Source organism: Bacillus sp. CR71 (assembly GCF_003429245.1).
GTDB lineage: Bacteria > Bacillota > Bacilli > Bacillales > Bacillaceae_G > Bacillus_A > Bacillus_A thuringiensis_S.
On the sequence record NZ_CP031748.1, the window covers coordinates 5,699,329 to 5,720,494 of the forward strand.

A 21,166-nucleotide genomic window follows, 5' to 3' on the forward strand; every position below is an offset into this window, starting at 1 on the left:
CCCAAAAATGATTCTACATGGACGATAATGAAAAGTCAAGAACTACAGTTCTTCCTCTTCTTCTTCAGTTTCATCATACTCAAGTTCTTCTTCAGCGAAGTCGTCTTCTTCATCTTCTTCTAAATCATCAAGATCGTCGTCATCTCCGTCTTCTTCTTCAAGAACCTTGTCCAAATCTTCTACATCATCTTCTTCGTCTGCATTTCCGTCTGCATCGTCAAAGTCATCTTCATCTTCTTCAATGTAGTCGTCAAAACCGTCTTCTTCAACTTTACGTTTCTTCTTCGGTTTTGGCTGCGGTAAGATTTCTTCATCAATTTGCTCATATGGGTACCAGCTGCGTAGTCCCCAACGATTTTCTCCTAAATTAATGAAACGTCCATCGATGTTTAAGTCTGTATAAAATTGTGCGAGTTTCGCATTAACTTGCTCTTGAGATAGTCCCAGCACTTGAGCGATTTCTTGAACCAACTCGTTGAATGTCGTTGCTTGTCTTTTATCCCCTAAAACGCTATGTACAACTTCAATCATTGAACATTCTTTTAGCTCTTCTGGTGAATATTGCTTAAAATTCACTTATGCGGCACTTCCTTTCATCAAATATAACCTTATATATAACGGTCTGCTTAAAAAAATCCATACTATTCATTATAAACAAAAGTCGCACAAATATGCTACAAAAAAAACGGGAAACTTTTATATGGTAATAAAATTAATAATTTGTCTGTTCCTTATTTCGGAAGCATATGGGCACCTTGCAACACATACCTAATTTGCATTTCTGTATATTCTTCAAGCGTATACAGTTTTTGCAGCGCCCAGCGTCTAAACCCCCACATTTGTCCTTGTATAAAAATATTATGTGCAAGAAGCTGTATTTCTTTTTTATTTAATATAAACGTTCCATTTTCCGTACACTGTTCTAAAATATCCTCAAACATTCCTACCATTTGAAACTCTTTTTCTAATACATATGGGAGAGATTCTTTCGGTAAAAAACGTACTTCTTGATACATAATTAATACTTCTTCTTGTAATTCGTCCATCACTTTAAAGTAATTCGTTATCGCTATCTTTAAACTTTCTATACTCCCTTTTTCTGTACATACTACTTCCTCTAATCGTTCTTTTACATGTTCATATATACTATCACAAACTAAATACAAAACATCATCTTTTGTACGAATGTACTCATAAAGTGTCCCTATACTAAATCCCGCCGCTTTTGCAATCTCTCTCGTTGTTGTACGCGGAAATCCTTTTTGTTTAAACAGTTGCACCGCACCTTTAATCATTTGTTCACGTCTTAACGCAACTAATTTTTCATCTTTCACCGATGCATGTACATTATGTTTAACCATTACCTTCACCTCTCTCTATTATTTTTTGGAAGGAAAAAGCGTAGGAAAATACCTACGCTTTCGTTCCTACTTCGTTAACATACGAGAAATTACAAGCCTCTGAATCTCTTGTGTTCCTTCATATATTTGTGTAATCTTTGCATCTCGCATATAACGCTCTACTGGATAATCTTTCGTATAACCGTAACCACCAAATACTTGCACCGCTTCAGTCGTCACCTTCATCGCTGTATCCCCCGCAAATACTTTTGACATCGCTGATTCTTTTCCATACGGAAGCCCTTCTGATTCAAGCCAAGCCGCTTGATATGTTAAAAGGCGTGCCGCTTCTACATCTGTTGCCATATCCGCAAGTTTAAAGCCAATCCCTTGCTGCGCCGCAATTGGCTTTCCAAATTGATGGCGCTCCCTTGCATATTCTACAGAAGCATCTAAAGCCCCTTGTGCAATACCAACAGCTTGCGCCGCAATACCGTTACGACCTCCATCTAATGTTTGCATCGCAACTTTAAATCCTTGCCCCTCTTCTCCAAGTAGATTCTCTACAGGAATACGGCAATCTTCAAACATAATTTCAGTCGTTGGTGAAGAGCGAATCCCTAGCTTGCTCTCCTTCTTCCCAACTGAAAATCCCGGTGTATCACTTTCTACAATAAATGCACTCGTACCGCGCTGCTTCGATTCAGGATTAGTTAGCGCAAAAACAACATAAATATCAGCAATACCGCCATTTGTAATGAAAATTTTTGATCCATTTAAAATATAATGGTCGCCATCTCTCTTTGCGATTGTCTTCATTCCACCAGCATCCGATCCAGATCCTGGCTCCGTTAAGCCGTATGCACCAATTTTCTTCCCTTCAGCCATCGGTCGTAAAAACTTTTGCTTTTGTTCTTCTGTCCCAAATTTAAAAATTGGCCATCCCGCAAGTGAAGTATGTGCAGATAGTGTTACACCTGTTGAAGCACAAACTCGAGATAATTCTTCAATAGCAATTACGTATGCTAAGTAATCGCTTCCAATTCCTCCGTATTCTTCAGGCCACGGAATACCGGTTAAACCAAGCTCTGCCATTTGATCAAATAACTCTCGATCAAATCTCTCTTCCTCATCACGCTCAGCTGCTGTTGGTGCTACTTCATTTTTAGCAAAATCTCGAACCATTTTTCTTATCATTTCATGTTCTTCTGATAGTTTAAAATGCATCTCCGTCTCCCCCTCGCCCTTTTATAAAGCACGGCTAATAACAAGTTTCTGTATTTCACTTGTTCCTTCATATATTTGCGTGATTTTCGCATCACGGAAAAATCGTTCTACTGGATAGTCTTTCGTATAACCGTAACCACCAAATACTTGCACCGCCTCAATCGCGACTTCAACCGCTGTCTTAGAAGCAAATAATTTCGCAATAGATGCTTCTTTACCGCATGGTAATCCTTGTGCCCTAAGAGACGCCGCTCTATATACGAGTAACCTTGCTGCTTCGACACTTGTTGCCATATCTGCAAGTTTGAAGCCAATCCCTTGCTGCGCCGCAATTGGTTTCCCAAATTGCTCTCGTTCTTTTGCATAATCAATCGCACATGCAAGCGCCGCTTCAGCAATTCCTAACGCCTGTGCACCGATTCCAATTCGCCCAACATCTAAATTCGCCATTGCCACCTTGAATCCTTGTCCTTCTTCCCCAAGTAAATTCTCAGCTGGCACTTTCATATCTTCAAAAGTAAGTTGTACCGTACGAGAACCGAGAAGCCCCATCTTATGTTCATCTTTTCCGATGATTAAACCAGGTGTATCTTTCTCTACTATAAATGCAGAAATACCACTTTTTCCTGCATCTGGATTTGTAGAAGCGAATACAATGTACGTACTTGCTTCACCACCATTTGTAATAAACACTTTCGATCCATTAATAATATAATGATCGCCTTTTTTTACAGCTCTTGATTTCAAACTCCCTGCATCCGATCCTGCATTTGGCTCTGTTAAAGCAAATGCGCCTAAATATTCCCCGGTTGCAAGTTTAGAAACATATTTTTTCTTCTGTTCTTCTGTTCCGAAATATAAAATCGGATTCATTCCAACTGACGTATGTACAGCTAAAATTACACCAACTGTTGCACTTACCTTTGAGATTTCCTCAATTGCTAGAATGTAAGAAATAAAATCCATTTCTGCCCCGCCGTATTTTGCAGGCGCTGGAATCCCCATTAATCCAAGATTACCCATCTTTTGTAAAACCTCTTTTGGGAACACCCCTTGTTCCATACTAGGAACAAAGGGAGCTATTTCCTTCTGTGCAAAATCCCGAACCATTTTCCTCATCATTTGCTGCTCTTCATTAAAACGAAAGTTCATATACTCCGCCTCCATTTGCTATATATCCTTTTAACAATTTGGTAAGACCACTATTTTGTAACAAAGGGGGAATTTATTCGTAAACGTAGAATCCACGACCTGTTTTACGACCTAACCATCCTGCATTCACATACTTACGTAATAACGGACATGGGCGATATTTACTATCTCCTAATCCTTCATGCAACACTTCCATAATGTATAAACACGTATCTAAACCGATAAAATCAGCGAGCGTCAAAGGCCCCATCGGATGGTTCATACCCAGCTTCATTACTTCATCAATTGCTTCTTTCGTCGCTACACCTTCATATAACGTATAAATTGCTTCGTTAATCATCGGTAACAAAATGCGGTTTGATACAAAACCTGGGAAATCATTTACTTCAACTGGTACTTTCCCAATTTTTTTCGTAATATCTTCAATTGCTTCATATACCGCATCATCTGTAGCCAAACCACGAATAATCTCAACAAGCTTCATAACTGGAACTGGATTCATAAAGTGCATACCGATTACTTTTTCCGGACGCTTCGTTACCGCTGCAATTTCTGTAATTGGCAGAGATGACGTATTCGTCGCTAAAATTGCGTGTTCTGGAGCAATTTCATCTAGATTCGCAAAGATTTTCTTTTTAATATCCATTTTCTCAACAGCTGCTTCAATAATAAGATCCGCTTCTTTCACACAATCTAAATCAAGCGTTACTGTAAGACGATTTAATGTCGCTTCCTTCTCTTCTTCCTTCATGCGTCCTTTTTCTACTTGGCGCGCTAAGTTTTTCGTAATGATAGCCAAACCTCTATCTAATTGCTCTTGTTTTAAATCTTGTACCTTCACGTCATATCCTGCCATTGCACATACTTGTGCAATTCCTGATCCCATTTGCCCTGCACCAATTACAACAATGTTTTGTACACCCATTTTTTCTTCCCCCTTAATTGTTAATAAATTTTATACCCTCGAACTTTAATTAGTGAACTTCAATCATCACTGCGTCCCCTTGACCGCCACCGCTACAAATCGAAGCAATTCCAATTCCGCCGCCGCGCTGCTTAAGCGCATGGATTAGTGTAACGATAATGCGCGCTCCGCTTGCTCCAATTGGATGTCCCATCGCTACTGCGCCGCCATTTACATTCAATTTTTCTGGATCAATTCCTGCGATTTCTGTACTTGCAATTGCTACCGCTGCAAATGCTTCATTAATCTCGAATAAATCGATATCTTCAATTGTCTTGCCTGTTTTTTCAAGCAATGCGTTAATTGCATAACCTGGCGTTCTTGGGAAATCTTTAGATTCCACTGCAATTGCTGTATGCGCCAAAATTGTCGCTAATGGCTTTCTTCCTTCTTGCTTCGCTCTGTCTTCGCTCATTAATACAAGTGCGGCACCACCATCGTTCAAGCCTGGCGCATTACCAGCTGTCACCGCCGCTGTCTTATCAAATACAGGTTTTAACTTTGCTAACTTTTCAATCGTTGTATCTTCACGTGGCGCCTCATCCTTTGCAACGACAATAGAATCGCCTTTTCTTTGCGGGATCGTTACTGGAACGATCTCCTCTTCAAAACGTCCTTCTTTATGCGCTGAAACCGCACGCTGATGGCTACGATATGCCCATTCATCTTGCGCTTCGCGAGAAATTCCATCTTCCTTCGCAACTTCTCCGCCATAAACACCCATGTGTGTACCTGAAAATGCGCATGTTAAACCGTCAGCAACGTTTAAATCAATAACTTCGTTGTTGCCCATTCTGTATCCCCATCTTGCTCCGCGTAAAATGTAAGGACTGTTACTCATCGACTCCATACCACCAGCTACAATCAGTGATTGATCGCCAGTACGAATAATCTGATCCGCTAACGTAACCGCACGAAGGCCTGATGCACAAACTTTATTGACTGTTTCCGTCTGCACTTCCCAAGGGATTCCTGCAGCCCTTGCAGCTTGGCGCGATGGAATTTGTCCCTGTCCACCTTGAATAACCGTTCCAAATATAACTTCTTCAACATCACTAGCTGCAACATTTGCTCTTTCAAGCGCTGCTTTAATTGCAATTCCTCCAAGTTCCGTCGCTTTTACATCTTTTAAAGATCCTCCGAATTTTCCAACTGGTGTTCTTGCAGCACTTAAAATAACTGTTTTACTCATGTTTCTTTCCCCCATTTCATTTTTTAACACTGAGCGCTCGCTCGGTATCCCTACGTTGAGAAGAGGTGCAATCATTGCACCTCTTTCTAAAGTTGTATACATTCTTATAAACTACATCGCTTCTTTTTTCTGTCCGATAACAGATCGTTCTAAAATCTCTGTCACATCAAGAGTTTGAACTTTTTCTTCTACCTCTTTCGCTTTCGTGCCATCACTGATCATCGTTAAGCAATATGGACAACCTGTACCGATAATGGATGGCTGTACAGCTAATGCTTGTTCTGTACGAGCAACGTTAATACGAGAGCCTGTTGTTTCTTCCATCCACATTAAGCCACCACCTGCGCCACAACACATTCCAGTCTCACGGTTACGTGCCATTTCTACAAGATTCACTCCAGGAATCGCTTTCAAAATGTCACGTGGCGCTTCGTACACTTCGTTGTATCTTCCTAAATAACAGGAATCATGGTACGTAACTGTTTCTTCAATAGCATGAACAGGCTTTAAACGCCCTTCTTTCACCCACTGGGCTAACAATTCTGTATGATGATAGACTTCTGCTTGCAAGCCAAAGTCCGGATACTCATTTTTAAATGTGTTATAAGCATGAGGATCAATCGTAACGATTTTCTTCACTCCTGCCTTTTCAAATTCTTCGATATTCTTTGTCGCCATCTCTTGGAATACAAATTCATTTCCGAGGCGACGTGGTGTATCTCCAGAATTCTTTTCTTTATTACCGAGAATTGCGAATGAAATGCCTGCTTCGTTCATTAACTTCGCAAATGATATTGCAATCTTCTGACTACGGTTGTCGTATGATCCCATTGAACCAACCCAGAATAAATACTCGAATTCCTCACCAGCTTTTGATTTTTCTTTTACAGTTGGAACTGTTACTTCGTCATCACCTTGGCGCCATGTTTCACGCTCTTTACGGTTCAGACCCCACGGATTTCCTTGACGCTCGATGTTTGTCATCGCGCGTTGTGCTTCCGCGTCCATTTTTCCTTCTGTTAAAACGAGATATCGACGTAAATCAATAATTTTGTCAACATGCTCATTCATAACTGGACATTGATCTTCACAGTTACGACACGTTGTACATGCCCAAATCTCTTCTTCTGTAATAACATCTCCGATTAAACTCGGATCGTAAGCGAGCGTTGTAGCCGCTGATTCTTGTTGTCCTTTTCCAGCTGCCATCATCGCTAACTGATTTCCTTGTGTATTATTGAAGGCAACTACTGGAACCCACGGTGCTTTTGATGTTACCGCAGCCCCTTTATCAGTTAAATGATCGCGAAGTTTTAATATTAAGTCCATCGGCGATAACATTTTCCCTGTGCCTGTTGCTGGACACATATTTGTACAACGGCCACACTCTACACAAGCGTATAAGTCAATAAGTTGATTTTGTCTAAAGTCTTCAATTTTACCAACACCAAATGTTTCTTGTGTTTCATCTTCAAAATCAATCTTTTCAAGCTTCCCTGGATTTGAAATACGACCGAAAAATACATTAGCTGGTCCCGCAATTAAATGCGCATGTTTTGATTGTGGAACATACACTAAAAACGTTAACAAAATTAGTAAATGCACCCACCAAGAGAAATAGAACACTGAAATGGCTACGGTTTCATTTATCCCGCTAAAAACGTAAGCGATTGCAGAAGCAATTGGTTCACTCCATGAAAGCTCCTCGCCATGCCATATAAGTCCCATACCGTTACCAAGTAGCACAGAGATCATTAAACCACCGATAAAGATAAGAACAAGACCTGATTTGAAGTTACGTTTTAAACGAACAAGCTTTTCTACATAACGTCTATGAAAAGCCCAAAATACTGCAATTAAAATAACAAGTGTGACAATTTCCTGGAAGAATGTAAATGCAGGGTATAGTGGTCCAAGTGGAAGATGTGATCCTGGTGCGAGTCCTTTCCAAACGAAGTCAATTGCTCCAAATTGGACAAGAATAAATCCGTAAAAGAACATAACGTGAATGATGCCGCTTTTCTTATCTTTCAGCAGCTTTTTCTGACCGAAAACATTGACCTTAAGAAGATCCCAACGCTCTTTAAAACGACGGTCAAATTCAATTTTTTTTCCTAATTGTATGTAGGCTATTCTCGTCCGTATAAGATATACAAACAAATATCCTGCATAAGCAATAACAGCAATGGCAGCCAGCCAATTAATGATCAGTAAGCTATTCATTTTTATGCTACCCCTCTCTTTGTAAGCCCTCTTTCTTTTTAGAATCTTCAAAAATATATAATTTTCTGAATTATATCCCCTACCCCCATTATATAATGAGTGAGCATTCAGTCAACAGTTTTTTGTTATAGAACAACACATTTTTTCATAAAGCTGTTTATTTCGGTGAAACTATAAAGTGAAACTTTAATCTGTAGGGGTGGTTCATCCCCCACTGATTATTAGTTGAACCAATCGGGCTTTTACGGGCAGTTGATTTCCAAACTAACTTCTACTTATTCATCAGTTTTTGAAGTAGGAAGCTTACTGCCCGTTAAAGCGGGATAAAGTGAAACTTTAATCAGTGCGACATACTATCCTCTGATGAAATTTATAATAACAACCGTGCTACCCGTATCATTTGTAACACACTGAAGGTGAAAAGAATGCGAAGGAGGGAATTCACTGATGCTCTACTTATCTCTTTTGTTAATATCCGTTGCTCTTTGGATTACAATTGACCTTTCATACGGGAGACTTCTTCATTTAAAGCGGGTAAGCTCTCGCACTTTCCCTTTACGTCAAAGTGATTTTCACCTTTATACATACGGGAAAGATTTGTATGACGCCTTATTTACTGATATAAAACAAGCACAGCACCACATTCATATTTTATTCTTCATTGTAAAAAACGATAAAATCAGTCGTGAATTTTTAAAGTTGCTGATTGATAAGGCTCAGGAAGGAATTGAAGTACGACTTTTACTTGATCGATTTGGCAGCCATTATTTATCAAACGAAGCTATTCGCTCCCTGCGAAAACATGGTGTATCTTTTTCATTTTGTCATAAGATAAAATTTCCTCTACTTTTCTTTTCTGCCAATCAAAGAAATCATAGAAAAATTACAGTGATTGATGGGAAAACTGGCTATATCGGGGGCTTTAATATCGGCGAAGAGTATCTAGGGCATAATGAATATTTAGGATTATGGCGAGACTATCATTTACGTCTTACAGGAGAAGGGGTTCAAGATTTACAAAAGCAATTTTTGCATGACTGGTTTGATGATACGAAACAGAATTTATTGGATGTTTCTCTTTATTTTCCAAAACAAAACCCAGGTACCATAATGCATCAATTTATTCCGACTGATGGTGCTTATTTACAGCATACTTTTTTACATTTAATTAACGGAGCAAAAAAAGAAATCTGTATTGGTACACCATATTTCATTCCTGGAAAAAAAATTATGAATGCCTTATTAAAAGCAAGAGAGAGAGGGGTTCAAATCACAATTCTCGTTCCAGAAAAAGCTGATCACCCTCTCGTTCGAGAAGCAAAATTCCCGTACTGCCGAAAATTAATACAGGCTGGTTGCAATATTTACGCATTTCAACAAGGTTTTTTTCACGCCAAAATTATTATAGTGGATGATGATATTTGTGATATTGGAACAGCAAACTTTGATATGAGAAGTTTATATATTAACCATGAAATAAACTGCCTGTTATATAATAAACATTTCATTCGAACAGTAAAAAATAAATTCCATGAAGATCTAGAGAATGCATCCGTACTTTCCTATAGCGATGTAAACCCACCTTCTCTTATCGATAGAGGAAAAGAATGGATTGGAACAATGCTTGCTTTCTTTTTATAGGAAAGACAATGAATAAAAGAGGTGTATCTCATATGATTATGCGGTTTGGATATGTCTCACATGCAATGGCACTCTGGGACTGTTCTCCTGCCAAAACAATGACGTTTACAAGCTTTAAGAAACTCAGCAAACAAGAGCGAGAAGACAAATTGTACCATGTTATAAGGCAAAATTTAGAGCACACAATACGTATCCTTCATTACAATATAGCGCATGAAATCCCGCTATATCGCCTATCGTCTTCCATCGTCCCACTTGCAACACATCCCGAAGTCGAGTTTGACTATATTGGGGTATTCACACCACTTTGGCGTAAAATAGGGGCTTTAATTAAAGAACACAATTTACGAATAAGTTTTCATCCAAATCAATTTACTTTATTTACAAGTGACAAGCCACATATTACTACTAACGCTATTACGGATATGACTTATCATTATAAAATATTGGATGCTATAGGCATTGCAGATTCTTCTTACATTAATATTCATGTAGGTGGAGCCTATGGAAATAAAGAAAAGGCAATTGAGCGCTTCCATGAAAACATAAAAAAACTTCCTGCACATATAAAAAAACAAATGACCCTTGAAAACGATGATAAAACGTATACAACTTCTGAAACTTTATCAATTTGCCAAAAAGAAAATATCCCATTTGTATTTGATTATCATCATCATATGGCCAATCTTTGCGAGCAACCACTAGAAGAGTTGCTTCCTGCAATTTTTGAAACTTGGTCACATACAAATATCTCTCCTAAAGTTCACATTTCCTCCCCAAGATCGGAAAAAGAATTTAGGGCTCATGCTGAATATATCGATTTAGAGTTTATTAAGCCCTTCTTACACGTTGCAAAAAAAAACAATCATAATTTCGATATTATGATTGAAAGTAAACAAAAAGACTTAGCACTATTCCGATTAATAGATGAACTTTCTGCTATAAGAGGCATTAAAAGAATAAGTGGTGCAATGTTACAGTGGTAAATTGTAACTTTGCACCATTTTTTCAAAAAAGTAATTTTTATAGTAAAAAACATCCTATTTTATATGCTATTATTTAAATTAGCATTCCCCCGAGATTCAACTTTATTGAAACGGAGTCATAATATGATTAATCAAAAAAAGTATGTACAATTTGTCATAATATACATATCTATATTTGCTCTTTGGATACTCTTTATTCCAAATGAGTCGCATATAAAGGAAATTGGGATTCTTTTCTTATTCTGTTTTGCTGCACTTTTTTCTTGCCACTGTTTATATAAAGCTATTAAAAAAATGAAACGCAGTGATAAACTATTTTGGATTTTATTACTATGCACTTGCCTATGTGGATTAGTTATGGAGATAACCCTATTTCTTAGTTCGATTTCCATGCATAATCAATCTATATTTTCATATAAAGCATTACCTTTTTTTATCATACAATATATTTTGCTCTTTGTTGGATTTGCTATAAAGTTTATAAAAAATTACTCTATTAAGGGACTTTCTCAATTCTCATTCGATAGCATCTTTATTATTATTATGAACATTTATTTCACCTTAACTTTTATCTTAGATATTTCAAGCTTCCGCATGTTAACAAAGGACACTTGGATTTTAATTGGGTATTTTATTGCACAATCATTAGTAATTTACGCCGTTATTAGCCTATATAGAAGAGAACAATATTCTTCTAGTAGAATCGCATTAATTATCGGTTTCACTATTATACTCGTATACGGTTATATTCATCTGTTTCAATTGAATTTTGGGATGAAAACTTCCGCTGAAATTAATTATTTAATACACACTGCTTCTATTTTATTAATTGGACTTTCTTCCATACTATATATTTTGGATAAACCAATGCAGCATGAAACGAAAGCAAAATATTATCGATTCGATTATATACGTTTTATACTACCTTATTTTAGTATAATTATTACTTTTTCTTTTATTATCATTCAACCTTGGGATGATAAATTCATGTTAATCGGCCTCGTGTTATCACTTATTTTGTTATTCTTGCGGCAACTTTACATGTGGAAAGATAATCAAGCACTAATCCATACATATGAACAGTTGACTACACAACTAGAGGGCGAAGTTGAAGAAGGTGCATTTGCATTATCAAAAAGTGAACAACGCTATAAATCTTTATTCGAAGATCATCCCGATGCCGTTTTCTCTTTAAATATGAATGGCATTTTTCAACAATCTAATAAGGCATGCGAAAGCTTATTTACTGCCTATTATTGCGAAGTGGCAAGCTATTCTCTGGTACACTTCATTGATTCAAAAGACCACGAACTACTTAAGAAGGCTTTACAAATTACAAAGGAAGGTAAGCCACAAACGTTAGAAGTTCGTACAAAAGAACAAGAAGGCTATTATTATTATCTCCATATTACACTTATCCCTACTTTTATAAACAAAGAAGTGGTCGGAATGTTTGGGATAGCGCGTGATATTACCACTTTATATGAAAAACAAAAACAAGTAGAACATTTAGCCTTTCACGATGCACTTACTGGATTACCAAATCGCCGAAAGTTCGAAAAAGATTTAAAAGCCATTTTGAATACAGCCCAAACTAACGCAAATGATGTCGCCGTCATGTTCCTTGATTTAGATCGATTTAAAAAAATTAACGATAGACTTGGTCATGACGTCGGAGATTTATTATTAATTGAAGTAGCAAACAGACTACGCGGTTGCTTGCGTTCAAAAGATGTCGTCGCTCGCCAAGGTGGAGATGAGTTTACCATTCTATTACCAGAAATGTACTCAGAAAAAAGTGCAATTTTTATAGCTGAACAGATTTTAACTATTTTAAACAAACCATTCTTCATTCAAGGCGAAGAACTCTCTATTACACCGAGTATCGGAATTGCGATGTATCCTGATTATGGAACTGATGTAAATGAGTTAATGAAAAATGCTGATATGGCTATGTACCGTGCGAAGGCAAATGGAAAAAACAGATTTGTTTTCTTCTCAAAAGAAATGAGTATCGCTCAAAATGAAATTCAATTCTTAGAAGGTGAACTTTCAAAAGCATTACAACAAAATGAATTTTTCCTTGAATACCAACCACAAGTAAGCACAAAAACAAAAGAAATTATCGGTTTTGAAGCATTAATACGTTGGAAGCATCCAAAACTCGGTATCGTATCTCCTGCCCAATTTATTCCTCTAGCAGAGGAAACTGGTTTTATTATTGAACTTGGTAATTGGATTTTACGTACTGCATGTTTAGAGGCAAAAAGATGGCATAATCAAGGTTTTTCTCACTTAAAAGTTGGTGTGAATTTATCTGTTGTTCAATTTAACCATGCTGATTTAATCCCAACTATTTCAAAGGTGTTAGAAGAAACAGAACTGAAACCAGAAGCACTAGATATTGAAATTACGGAAAGCATCGCAATTAATCAAAATCAATCTGTAGTTGCAAAACTAGAACAGCTTCAAAATCTCGGCATTCAAATTTCAATCGATGACTTTGGAACTGGTTATAGTTCTTTAGCTTATTTAACAAAATATCCAATCAACACATTAAAAATTGCTCGAGAGTTTATTTGTGGAATTACAAATAGTCCTTTAGAAGAAGCAATTGTCTCTTCCATTATTACACTATCAAAAGAACTAAATTTAGAAGTGATTGCAGAAGGTGTAGAAACGGAAGAAGAATGGGAATTTTTACATAGACAAAATTGTGATCACATTCAAGGATTCTTTATTAGCAAACCTGTTTCTAGTAAAGACGTTTGGATGTTACTCCATAAAAAAACAACCGTCTAAATAAGGCGGTTGTTTTTTAAAACTCAAAAGGTAAATCTGCAGCTACTTGTACCTCTTGATCATTATGAGAAATTATTTGACTTTTCTCTAATGTTGTATCACCTAATGAAATACCCCATGCCATTGCTAACGTTAATAAACTACCAATAAGTAATTTCTTCATATTCCATCACCCACATTTTTTACTTTTAATATATCATGAAAATTTATTCACATTGTATGCAATTATGCATATCCACTTTTTAGGTTGTTTATCTGCTGATTTTATTTACGAGCGCTTCTTTATATGCATGCATTTCTAATATATCAAAAAAGAAACTTGCCTTCTTATATGCATCTTCAATCTCTGCCTCTTCATACTCCAACTTCCTTAGGCATTCACCTCTTTGATAATATAGCTGTCCAATTAATGCCATACTATTAATTCGGCATGATATTTCAATCGCTTTATTTACTTGATAAAGTGATTCTTCATATCGACTATCTAAGTATAATGCTTTTGCATGATTATACCTTACCTTCACGTCAAATTCTTCATTATCATGCAATGCCTCTAATTGTTTTAATATTTGTTCAAATAAATCAATACCCTTCTTCAAATAGCCATTTTCAGCATAAATGTTTGCAATTGCGTTTTCAATATAAAGATTCTGATATACATCAATTCCTGTCAATTGTTGATTGAGCAATTTCTTTAATTCTAAAATACAATATTCGTAATCGACTTTTTTCAACACGTAAGCAGCTACATAATATTGCCATTGAAGAAATTGCTGGAATTCAGGATGATATTCTTCCTTTTTCAGCTCATTCCATACTTTATTATAAATTTCTTTATATCTTTTTTGCTTACAAAGCATAATGACTTGATCTTTAAACTGTTTTTTTCTTTCAATATCCGAATAAATGAGTACCTCATAAAAATGAATAATGGGAATTTGTAATTTCGCTGCAATACCTTGCAATATATCCATACTTGGGTATACTGCACCCGATTCAATTCTGCTTACTTCCGATTGATGACATATGTTCTCGGATAACTGTTTTTGTGTTAGTCCTCTTAACACTCTAATTTTTTTAATTTCACTTCCTAATTTCTCTGCTTGCATACTTACTCACCATCCCATTATAACAATCTAATTTTTTAAGTTGTCATACCACTACAATAATGTGCATTCGACAATTTTTGATATGAAATAATGCATAATATATATAAAATTCGGCAAATTTTTCATACAATTCATCTCACATACAATAATAGATTAGGAGTGTTATAGATGAATTATAGAAAACTTGCCAGTGCTTTCGTTACATTCGGTCTTCTTTACCCTTTATCAACAGAAGCTATTCATGCTCAAGAATTAGACAAAAGTGCAGTCAAAGTTGAAATTGCTCAGCCTGGTTTAACAATCGGGAAATTAACACAACCTCAAAATGATACGAAAGAAAATATTGCTAAAAAGTATTTAAAAGGTGAGGTAGATGGGGCTAAAGCTCAACAAGAACAAGTCACTACTGAAAAAAATGTAGATTTCCAACCTACAAATAAAGAAACCAAAGAAAATCAAACCGAAGTTCGCCTTGCACAAACATATAAAAACTATAAAGTATATGGCCAAGATCTCATTGTAAAAGTAGATAAAAATGGAGTGATCACAACTGTTAGTGGTAAAGTTGTTCAAAATTTAAATCAACAACCTAATCTTACTATAACAAATTTTTTGTCGAAAAATGAAGTGAAATCTAAATTACGCGATATAGTTCAAATTCCAAGTGATGCGGTTGAGACAGAATTCTCTAGCGAAACCGTTGTTTATAAGAAAAAAGATGGCTATTATACATTCGCAACTGTTATTACATTTACTTATGAAAACAATGAACAAATTATAAATGGCAATGCTATCGTTGATCTAAAAACTGGTGAAGTACTTTTCCAAGAAAAATTCATTAAAAACAAAGAGAATAAGACTATAAATCAAGTAACATCACCTAGATTATCCACTGCAAGTGAGCAAGGAACTGGGAAAAATGCACTTCAAGAAAACATCTCTTTCAATATTGCCAAAGGAACTGATGGGAAATTTTATTTAGCGGATTTATCACGCGGAAATGGTATTTATATTTATAATGCAAACTACGCCGATTCCCTCGGGGGATATAGTCAAGCTGGTTATCCAGGGACACTAATTTCAAGTAGCACTCCTAATTTTGCAGATAAAGAAGCCGCGGGCGCTATGAAGAACATGAGTGATATTTATGATTACTTTAAGAAAGAACATAATCTAAAAAGTTACGATAATAAAGATTCAAAAGTTGTTGCTAGTGTACACGGTTTTGATTCTACTGAAGTTAGTGATGGTATAAAAGAAGACTATGTAAATGCGTTTTGGCATCCCGCTTGGAACCAAATGGTATTTGGTGATGGTTTAGACGGCAAACTAACATCAGCTCTTGATGTAACAGCTCATGAATTTGGACATGCTGTATTCAGTGGCACGACGAAAAATAAAGTCGTGAGATATCCAAACGCTGAAACATCTGCACTAAACGAGGGATTAGCGGATTTCTGGGGTACACAAATCGAATATTACGTAAAGAAAGATAAAGGAAACTGGATTATGGGCGATACATTAGGTGGCCTAACAATTCGTGATATCCCAAGGGAAATTGGTGACGGCGGTCATAAATTATATACAAATTTAAAAGATTTCTATAATGATGGTAATAATCAAGAATCACACGTGAATTCTGGTATTATCAGTCACGTATTATATCAATTAGCTGAAGGTAAAACATATAACGGTGTTGCTGTTCAAAAACAAGGCAATGAAAAAGTAAGCAAAGTTGTTATGCGTGCATTGCAAAATTATGCAACTTCCGCTGAAGACTTTGAATCACTTCAATCTCACATCGTACAAGCTGCAAAAGATTTATATGGCACTGCCGTATCAAATGAATTTGCAAAGGCATTTGAAGCACATGGTTACAAGTCGTTACAAAAAGTAAATAAGGTAATAGAAGTACAATAACAAAGAAGAAGAAGTTTACTCCTCTTAGGTAAACTTCTTCTTATATCCAACCCTTTTCTTCCGCAATTGTAATTGCCTCAATTCTATTTTTCGCATCGAGCTTCGTTAATACTTCAGAAATATAATTACGTACTGTACCCGGTGAAAGATAAAGTGCCTTCGCAATTTCGTTTGCCGTCTTTCCTTCTTTCGCAAGCAACAATACTTCCTTTTCGCGATCTGACAACGGATTTTGCTCCTGCCATAGACCGAACATTAACTCTTGGGAGACCTCTCGTTTCCCCTTCATTACATTACGAATTGCTGCTGCTAAATCTTCACTTGGGCTATCTTTTAATAAATAGCCGTGCACGCCAGCTTTCATTGCTCTTTCAAAATATCCTGGCCGTGCAAATGTTGTTAAAATCATAACTTTACATGGTGATTTTTCTTTCTTTAACGCTTCAGCAACATCTAATCCACTTTGAATTGGCATTTCAATATCCATAATACTGATATCCGGTTTTAACGATTCAATTAATTTTAGCGCCTCTTCCCCGTTTGCCGCTTGCCCAATTACTTCGATATCATCTTCTAGATCAAGTAAGGCACCTAATGCACCACGAAGCATCCGTTGATCTTCTGCAATAATAATTCGAATCATGCCCTCACCTCATCTTTTCCTGTTCTAATAACAACTGGAACTTTTACTGTTAACAACGTCCCTGGATTGATTGTACCTAGTTCAACAAATCCATCAATAAGAGCAATTCGTTCTTTCATGCCGCGGATACCATTTCCATCATGATTTTGATCTGTTAAACCAATTCCGTTATCTTCTACTTTCAAAATCAGCTCACCTTGCGATTCTAATACAGAAACTGCACACCGCTTTGCCTTACTATGTTTTACAACATTTGTAACGGCCTCACGTAAACACATCCCGACAATATTTTGTTCAATTGGTGATAACGAGCTCGAGCTTGCTTCTTGCCTCACTTCTAATTCAATATTAGCTGCTTGTAAGATTGCCTTTATTTGCTCTAGCTCTTCTTCTACCGTAATCATACGCATATCAGAAATTAATTCTCTCAGCTGCTTTAAGGCTGTACGAGACGTTTGTGTAATTTCCTTCGCTTCCACACTTGCACGCTCTGGATTTTTCACAATTAACTTCTCTACAAGCTGGCTTTTCAAAGTAATAAGAGATAACGTATGCCCTAATGTGTCATGAAGATCTCTCGCAATCCGCTGCCGTTCTTCACGCTTTACTAAGTCTTTAATTTGCTCGTTTGCTTCATTCAGTTGGTTCTTTAACATCTTTTTCTGATTAAAATTGCGCATACCAAATGGCGTAAGAAGCATTAAAATAAACATCGGAACGATATTTACTAAACTTGTAGTTGTTAGTTGATTCATATTTACAAATAAAAATGCTCCAAGCATTATAACTAACGAACATAACAGCACTCGAAATACTTTCTTATTTGGCGCAAATCCCATCGCACTTGCTGTGAAAAAGCCAAAAAATATCATAAAAGGATTATAAAATAAAGCAAATAAAAAGATGAGTACCATTTGAATACAAGCCCAAAAAACAAACGTTCTCTGAACAAAATAAAGCTGACGGTATGTGACGATAAAAATTATCAACATACAGCTTCCTATTACAAGCTTCCATCCTGATGCCTGCGCTAAGTGATAAATTGGAAATAATAGATAAACAAACCACATATACGGAAAGAACCCCATATGTTTCGGAAAAACCTCAATCCTCTTTTTCTCTATCATTTATACCGCTTCCTGTCTTTTTCTTATATATATTGATACTACAACAAATATAAGGAAATAACCTCCTAATACCGCGATATTTTCCCATCCAATTGATTTTCCAGCTACAATATCCCACGCACCACTTCCGAAATGGTATGTCGGTGTCCACTCACCAATCGTTCTTAATATTTTGGGGAATACTTCAATCGGCATCCATAACCCGCCAACTATAGCTAAACTCATATTTAAAATATTTGCTAAGCCAGCAGCTGCGTCCGCCTTCTTAATGGAACCTATTACTGTTCCTAATGCTAAAAATGGTGTTACCCCTAACAATAACCATAGCCCCGCACCAATCCATTGCCCTACCGTTAACTCAACATGATTAATTAGTATCCCTGCAATAAAGATAACTAATATTGAAAAAGCATTTACTACTGTTTGAGCGATAATTTTTGCTGTTAAATATGCTCCCTCTGGAAGCGGTGTAATTTTTAGAAGATGTGTCCACCCTTGCCCTCTTTCCTGAGAAAGTCTCACACCGAAACTAAAGAGTGCAGTCCCTACAATGCTGAAAGTTGCCATCGAAATTAAATAGTGTGCCTTCCACGCATCTCCGTTTTGTGGTACTTGAACAACATTTGTAAAAATGTAGTAAAACATAACAGGCATTAATAATGAGAAAAAAATAAATAATTTATTGCGGAATGTACGTAAAATTTCTATTTTGCATTGCATCCATAACGCTCTCATGCGATTTCCTCCTTCTGATTTGCGACAAACTGTTCAAATGCTTCATCAAGGCTTCCACGTTCAACTGAAACATCTGTTACAGGTAAATTCCTTTGATAAATGGCTTTTAAAGTTGCATCCGTATCCTCCGTTGTTAAAATGAAGCGTCCTTCGTTTGACTTTACTTCTGTTACATTTGGTAATTCCTTTAGTAATTTTGTAGGAATGCTTTCCTTCGAATAAAATGTGATTGTTTTTCTCGAAATCGTTGCTTTCATTTCGTCTGGTGTACCATCTGCGATAATCTTTCCGTTCGCAAATAATAAGATACGATTTGCTAAAGCATCTGCTTCTTCTAAATAATGCGTCGTTAAAATAATCGTTTTCCCTTCACTTGCTAACTTTCGAATCGTTTCCCAAAACGTTCTTCGAGACGTAATATCCATTCCGACTGTCGGCTCATCTAAAAATAACAAATCCGGATTTCCCGCAAGTGCAAGCGCAAAGTTTAACCTTCTTTTTTGCCCACCTGATAATTTCTCACATCTTTGCTTTCGCTCTGATTCTAAATTTGATAACTGCAGTAACGTTTCTTTCGCTACAGGATTCTTATAATAACTGCGGAATAGCTCTATTGCCTCTTCCACTGTAATGCTATCAATCACACTTACTTCTTGTAACATTGCCCCAAGATTATTACGAACGCCTCTCTGCTTTGGACTCTTTCCAAATATAGAAACCGTACCTTCTGTAGGATCTTTTAATCCAAGCATCATCGAAATTATCGTCGTCTTCCCCGCACCATTTGGTCCAAGTAATGCTACTATTTCTCCTTTATCCACGTGAAATGAAACGTTATTTACTGCGTTTTTATGTTTAAATGTTTTAGAAACACCATTTACTTCAATAATCTTTTCCATCTCTCCACCCCCACTGTTTCTTATATTTACATTGTATTACCTGGAAAACTTAGGAAACAGTATGATACGTCATGACATCGATATGACAATTGTCATATATTCCTTGTGAGAGGAATCAGCCCGCATACCGCAAGCAAGTAGCAGGACGAAAATAAACATGATACAATCGGATAAGATATATATTCGAGGAAGGACAGTGGTTTTCATGATTATTCGTAATGAACAAGATTTAGAAGGCTTACGAAAAATCGGCCGCATCGTTGCGCTTGCACGTGAAGAAATGAAAAAACAAGCGAAGCCAGGTATGACAACGAAAGAGCTTGATTTGATCGGTAAAAAAGTATTAGATGAGCATGGTGCTATTTCTGCACCTGAAAAAGAATATGATTTTCCAGGTGTAACTTGCATTAGTGTAAATGAAGAAGTTGCTCATGGTATTCCAGGAGATCGTGTATTAAAAGAAGGCGATTTAGTAAACGTCGATGTATCTGCTGCACTTGATGGCTATTATGCTGATACAGGTATTTCATTTGTACTTGGAGAAGACGAGGCAAAAGAAAAGCTTTGCCAAGCAGCGGTTGATGCATTTTGGGCAGCAATGAAAAAGGTTAAAGCTGGCTCAAAACAAAATCAAATTGGTCGTGCTGTTTCAAACTTCGCACATAAAAGTGGATACAATGTTATTCAAAACTTAACTGGTCACGGCATTGGTCTTAGCTTACATGAAGCACCAAATCACATTTTAAGCTACTATGATCCAATGGATAATACGCTTCTAAAAGACGGTCTTGTTATCGCTGTAGAACCGTTCATATCTATGAAAGCTGATCATATTATTGAGCGTGGTGACGACGGTTGGACATTCATTACACCTGATAAAAGTCTTGTTGCACAATGTGAACATACCGTTGTCGTAACACGCGGCGAACCAATAATCTTAACAGAAATCTAATATAAAAAAACGGCTGTTTTGTAGATTTATTCCACATAAAACAGCCGTTTTTTAATTTTGGGAAAATATGTGAACTATTGTTGAACTCTTTATCATTTAAGTATATAATCTTTAGCGGAGGTTACTTAAGCTTATCTTTACTAAAAAGATATTGTAGCTAAGGAGGAAAACACCTTCTTTTTTATTGTTTAAACAGTCTCAAAAATGACCGTAGTAACGGGTTAGTCGAATATTCTGTAATCCTTATATTCCTC

Annotated in this window: 18 protein-coding genes; 5 read left to right on the forward strand and 13 right to left on the reverse strand. The window is 36.6% G+C overall.

Translation table 11 applies throughout. The features are described 5' to 3' along the window. Positions 1-42: 42 nt before the first annotated feature. The 7 genes from rpoE to DOS87_RS28940 all read right to left on the reverse strand — a co-directional run bounded on the left by rpoE (position 43) and on the right by DOS87_RS28940 (position 8,098). On the reverse strand, positions 43-576 hold the full coding sequence (gene rpoE / locus DOS87_RS28910; protein ID WP_001009774.1) for a DNA-directed RNA polymerase subunit delta: 534 nt from the start codon (positions 574-576) through the stop codon (positions 43-45). Positions 577-731: 155 nt separating this feature from the next. Then, a complete protein-coding gene (locus tag DOS87_RS28915) occupies positions 732-1,361 on the reverse strand; it encodes a TetR/AcrR family transcriptional regulator (RefSeq protein WP_000238594.1) in 630 nt (209 codons plus the stop codon). A 66-nt stretch (positions 1,362-1,427) separates the two neighbouring features. Next, on the reverse strand, positions 1,428-2,567 hold the full coding sequence (gene acdA / locus DOS87_RS28920) for an acyl-CoA dehydrogenase AcdA (RefSeq protein WP_000545547.1): 1,140 nt from the start codon (positions 2,565-2,567) through the stop codon (positions 1,428-1,430). A 21-nt stretch (positions 2,568-2,588) separates the two neighbouring features. Then, positions 2,589-3,719: an acyl-CoA dehydrogenase gene (locus DOS87_RS28925; protein ID WP_001011191.1), complete on the reverse strand. Its 1,131-nt coding sequence runs from the start codon at positions 3,717-3,719 to the stop codon at positions 2,589-2,591. 73 nt (positions 3,720-3,792) lie between these two features. Continuing rightward, positions 3,793-4,644 (reverse strand): 3-hydroxybutyryl-CoA dehydrogenase, encoded by an 852-nt coding sequence (locus DOS87_RS28930; RefSeq protein WP_000538874.1) that lies wholly within the window; start codon positions 4,642-4,644, stop codon positions 3,793-3,795. Between the two features lie 49 nt (positions 4,645-4,693). Then, positions 4,694-5,977: an acetyl-CoA C-acetyltransferase gene (locus tag DOS87_RS28935; protein WP_002083553.1), complete on the reverse strand. Its 1,284-nt coding sequence runs from the start codon at positions 5,975-5,977 to the stop codon at positions 4,694-4,696. Between the two features lie 9 nt (positions 5,978-5,986). Continuing rightward, the gene (locus DOS87_RS28940) at positions 5,987-8,098 is read right to left on the reverse strand and encodes a (Fe-S)-binding protein (RefSeq protein WP_001086753.1); all 2,112 of its coding nucleotides are present in this window, start codon (positions 8,096-8,098) and stop codon (positions 5,987-5,989) included. Between the two features lie 447 nt (positions 8,099-8,545). On the opposite strand from DOS87_RS28940, the gene cls reads away from it, so the two are divergent. From cls to DOS87_RS28955, 3 genes are all read left to right on the forward strand, one after another. Then, the gene (gene cls / locus DOS87_RS28945; RefSeq protein WP_000966425.1) at positions 8,546-9,739 is read left to right on the forward strand and encodes a cardiolipin synthase; all 1,194 of its coding nucleotides are present in this window, start codon (positions 8,546-8,548) and stop codon (positions 9,737-9,739) included. 32 nt (positions 9,740-9,771) lie between these two features. Continuing rightward, a complete protein-coding gene (gene uvsE / locus DOS87_RS28950; RefSeq protein ID WP_014895365.1) occupies positions 9,772-10,725 on the forward strand; it encodes a UV DNA damage repair endonuclease UvsE in 954 nt (317 codons plus the stop codon). Between the two features lie 123 nt (positions 10,726-10,848). Beyond that, positions 10,849-13,527 carry a DUF4084 domain-containing protein gene (locus tag DOS87_RS28955; RefSeq protein ID WP_002162962.1) on the forward strand — a complete coding sequence of 893 codons (2,679 nt, stop codon included), beginning with the start codon at positions 10,849-10,851 and terminating at the stop codon, positions 13,525-13,527. Between the two features lie 16 nt (positions 13,528-13,543). Here the strand turns inward: DOS87_RS28955 and DOS87_RS28960 are convergent, their stop codons facing one another. Together DOS87_RS28960 and DOS87_RS28965 are read right to left on the reverse strand one after the other, a co-directional pair. Beyond that, positions 13,544-13,690, reverse strand: coding sequence for a quorum-sensing peptide PapR (locus tag DOS87_RS28960; RefSeq protein WP_000734733.1), 147 nt, complete (start codon positions 13,688-13,690; stop codon positions 13,544-13,546). 88 nt (positions 13,691-13,778) lie between these two features. Beyond that, on the reverse strand, positions 13,779-14,636 hold the full coding sequence (locus tag DOS87_RS28965; RefSeq protein WP_001147494.1) for a helix-turn-helix domain-containing protein: 858 nt from the start codon (positions 14,634-14,636) through the stop codon (positions 13,779-13,781). Positions 14,637-14,804: 168 nt separating this feature from the next. Between DOS87_RS28965 and DOS87_RS28970 the strand changes: the two genes are divergently transcribed. Further along, on the forward strand, positions 14,805-16,556 hold the full coding sequence (locus DOS87_RS28970) for a M4 family metallopeptidase (RefSeq protein ID WP_098577941.1): 1,752 nt from the start codon (positions 14,805-14,807) through the stop codon (positions 16,554-16,556). A 40-nt stretch (positions 16,557-16,596) separates the two neighbouring features. Here DOS87_RS28970 and DOS87_RS28975 read toward each other — a convergent pair whose 3' ends face one another. From DOS87_RS28975 to DOS87_RS28990, 4 genes are read right to left on the reverse strand one after another with little or no spacing between them, the layout of a single operon-like run. After that, a complete protein-coding gene (locus DOS87_RS28975) occupies positions 16,597-17,199 on the reverse strand; it encodes a response regulator transcription factor (RefSeq protein ID WP_000619243.1) in 603 nt (200 codons plus the stop codon). Next, complete coding sequence (locus DOS87_RS28980; RefSeq protein WP_097980930.1) at positions 17,196-18,326, reverse strand: sensor histidine kinase; 1,131 nt, start codon at positions 18,324-18,326, stop codon at positions 17,196-17,198. Before DOS87_RS28980 ends, DOS87_RS28975 begins: the two co-directional genes overlap by 4 nt. Then, a complete protein-coding gene (locus DOS87_RS28985; protein WP_001202431.1) occupies positions 18,327-19,061 on the reverse strand; it encodes an ABC transporter permease in 735 nt (244 codons plus the stop codon). Continuing rightward, positions 19,058-19,960, reverse strand: coding sequence for an ABC transporter ATP-binding protein (locus tag DOS87_RS28990; protein ID WP_000411121.1), 903 nt, complete (start codon positions 19,958-19,960; stop codon positions 19,058-19,060). The genes DOS87_RS28985 and DOS87_RS28990 overlap by 4 nt, the downstream gene beginning before the upstream one ends. Before the next feature lie 157 nt (positions 19,961-20,117). On the opposite strand from DOS87_RS28990, the gene map reads away from it, so the two are divergent. Further along, entirely contained in the window at positions 20,118-20,912 is a 795-nt protein-coding gene (gene map / locus DOS87_RS28995; RefSeq protein ID WP_002083543.1) for a type I methionyl aminopeptidase, read from the forward strand. The last annotated feature ends 254 nt before the right edge of the window (positions 20,913-21,166 follow it).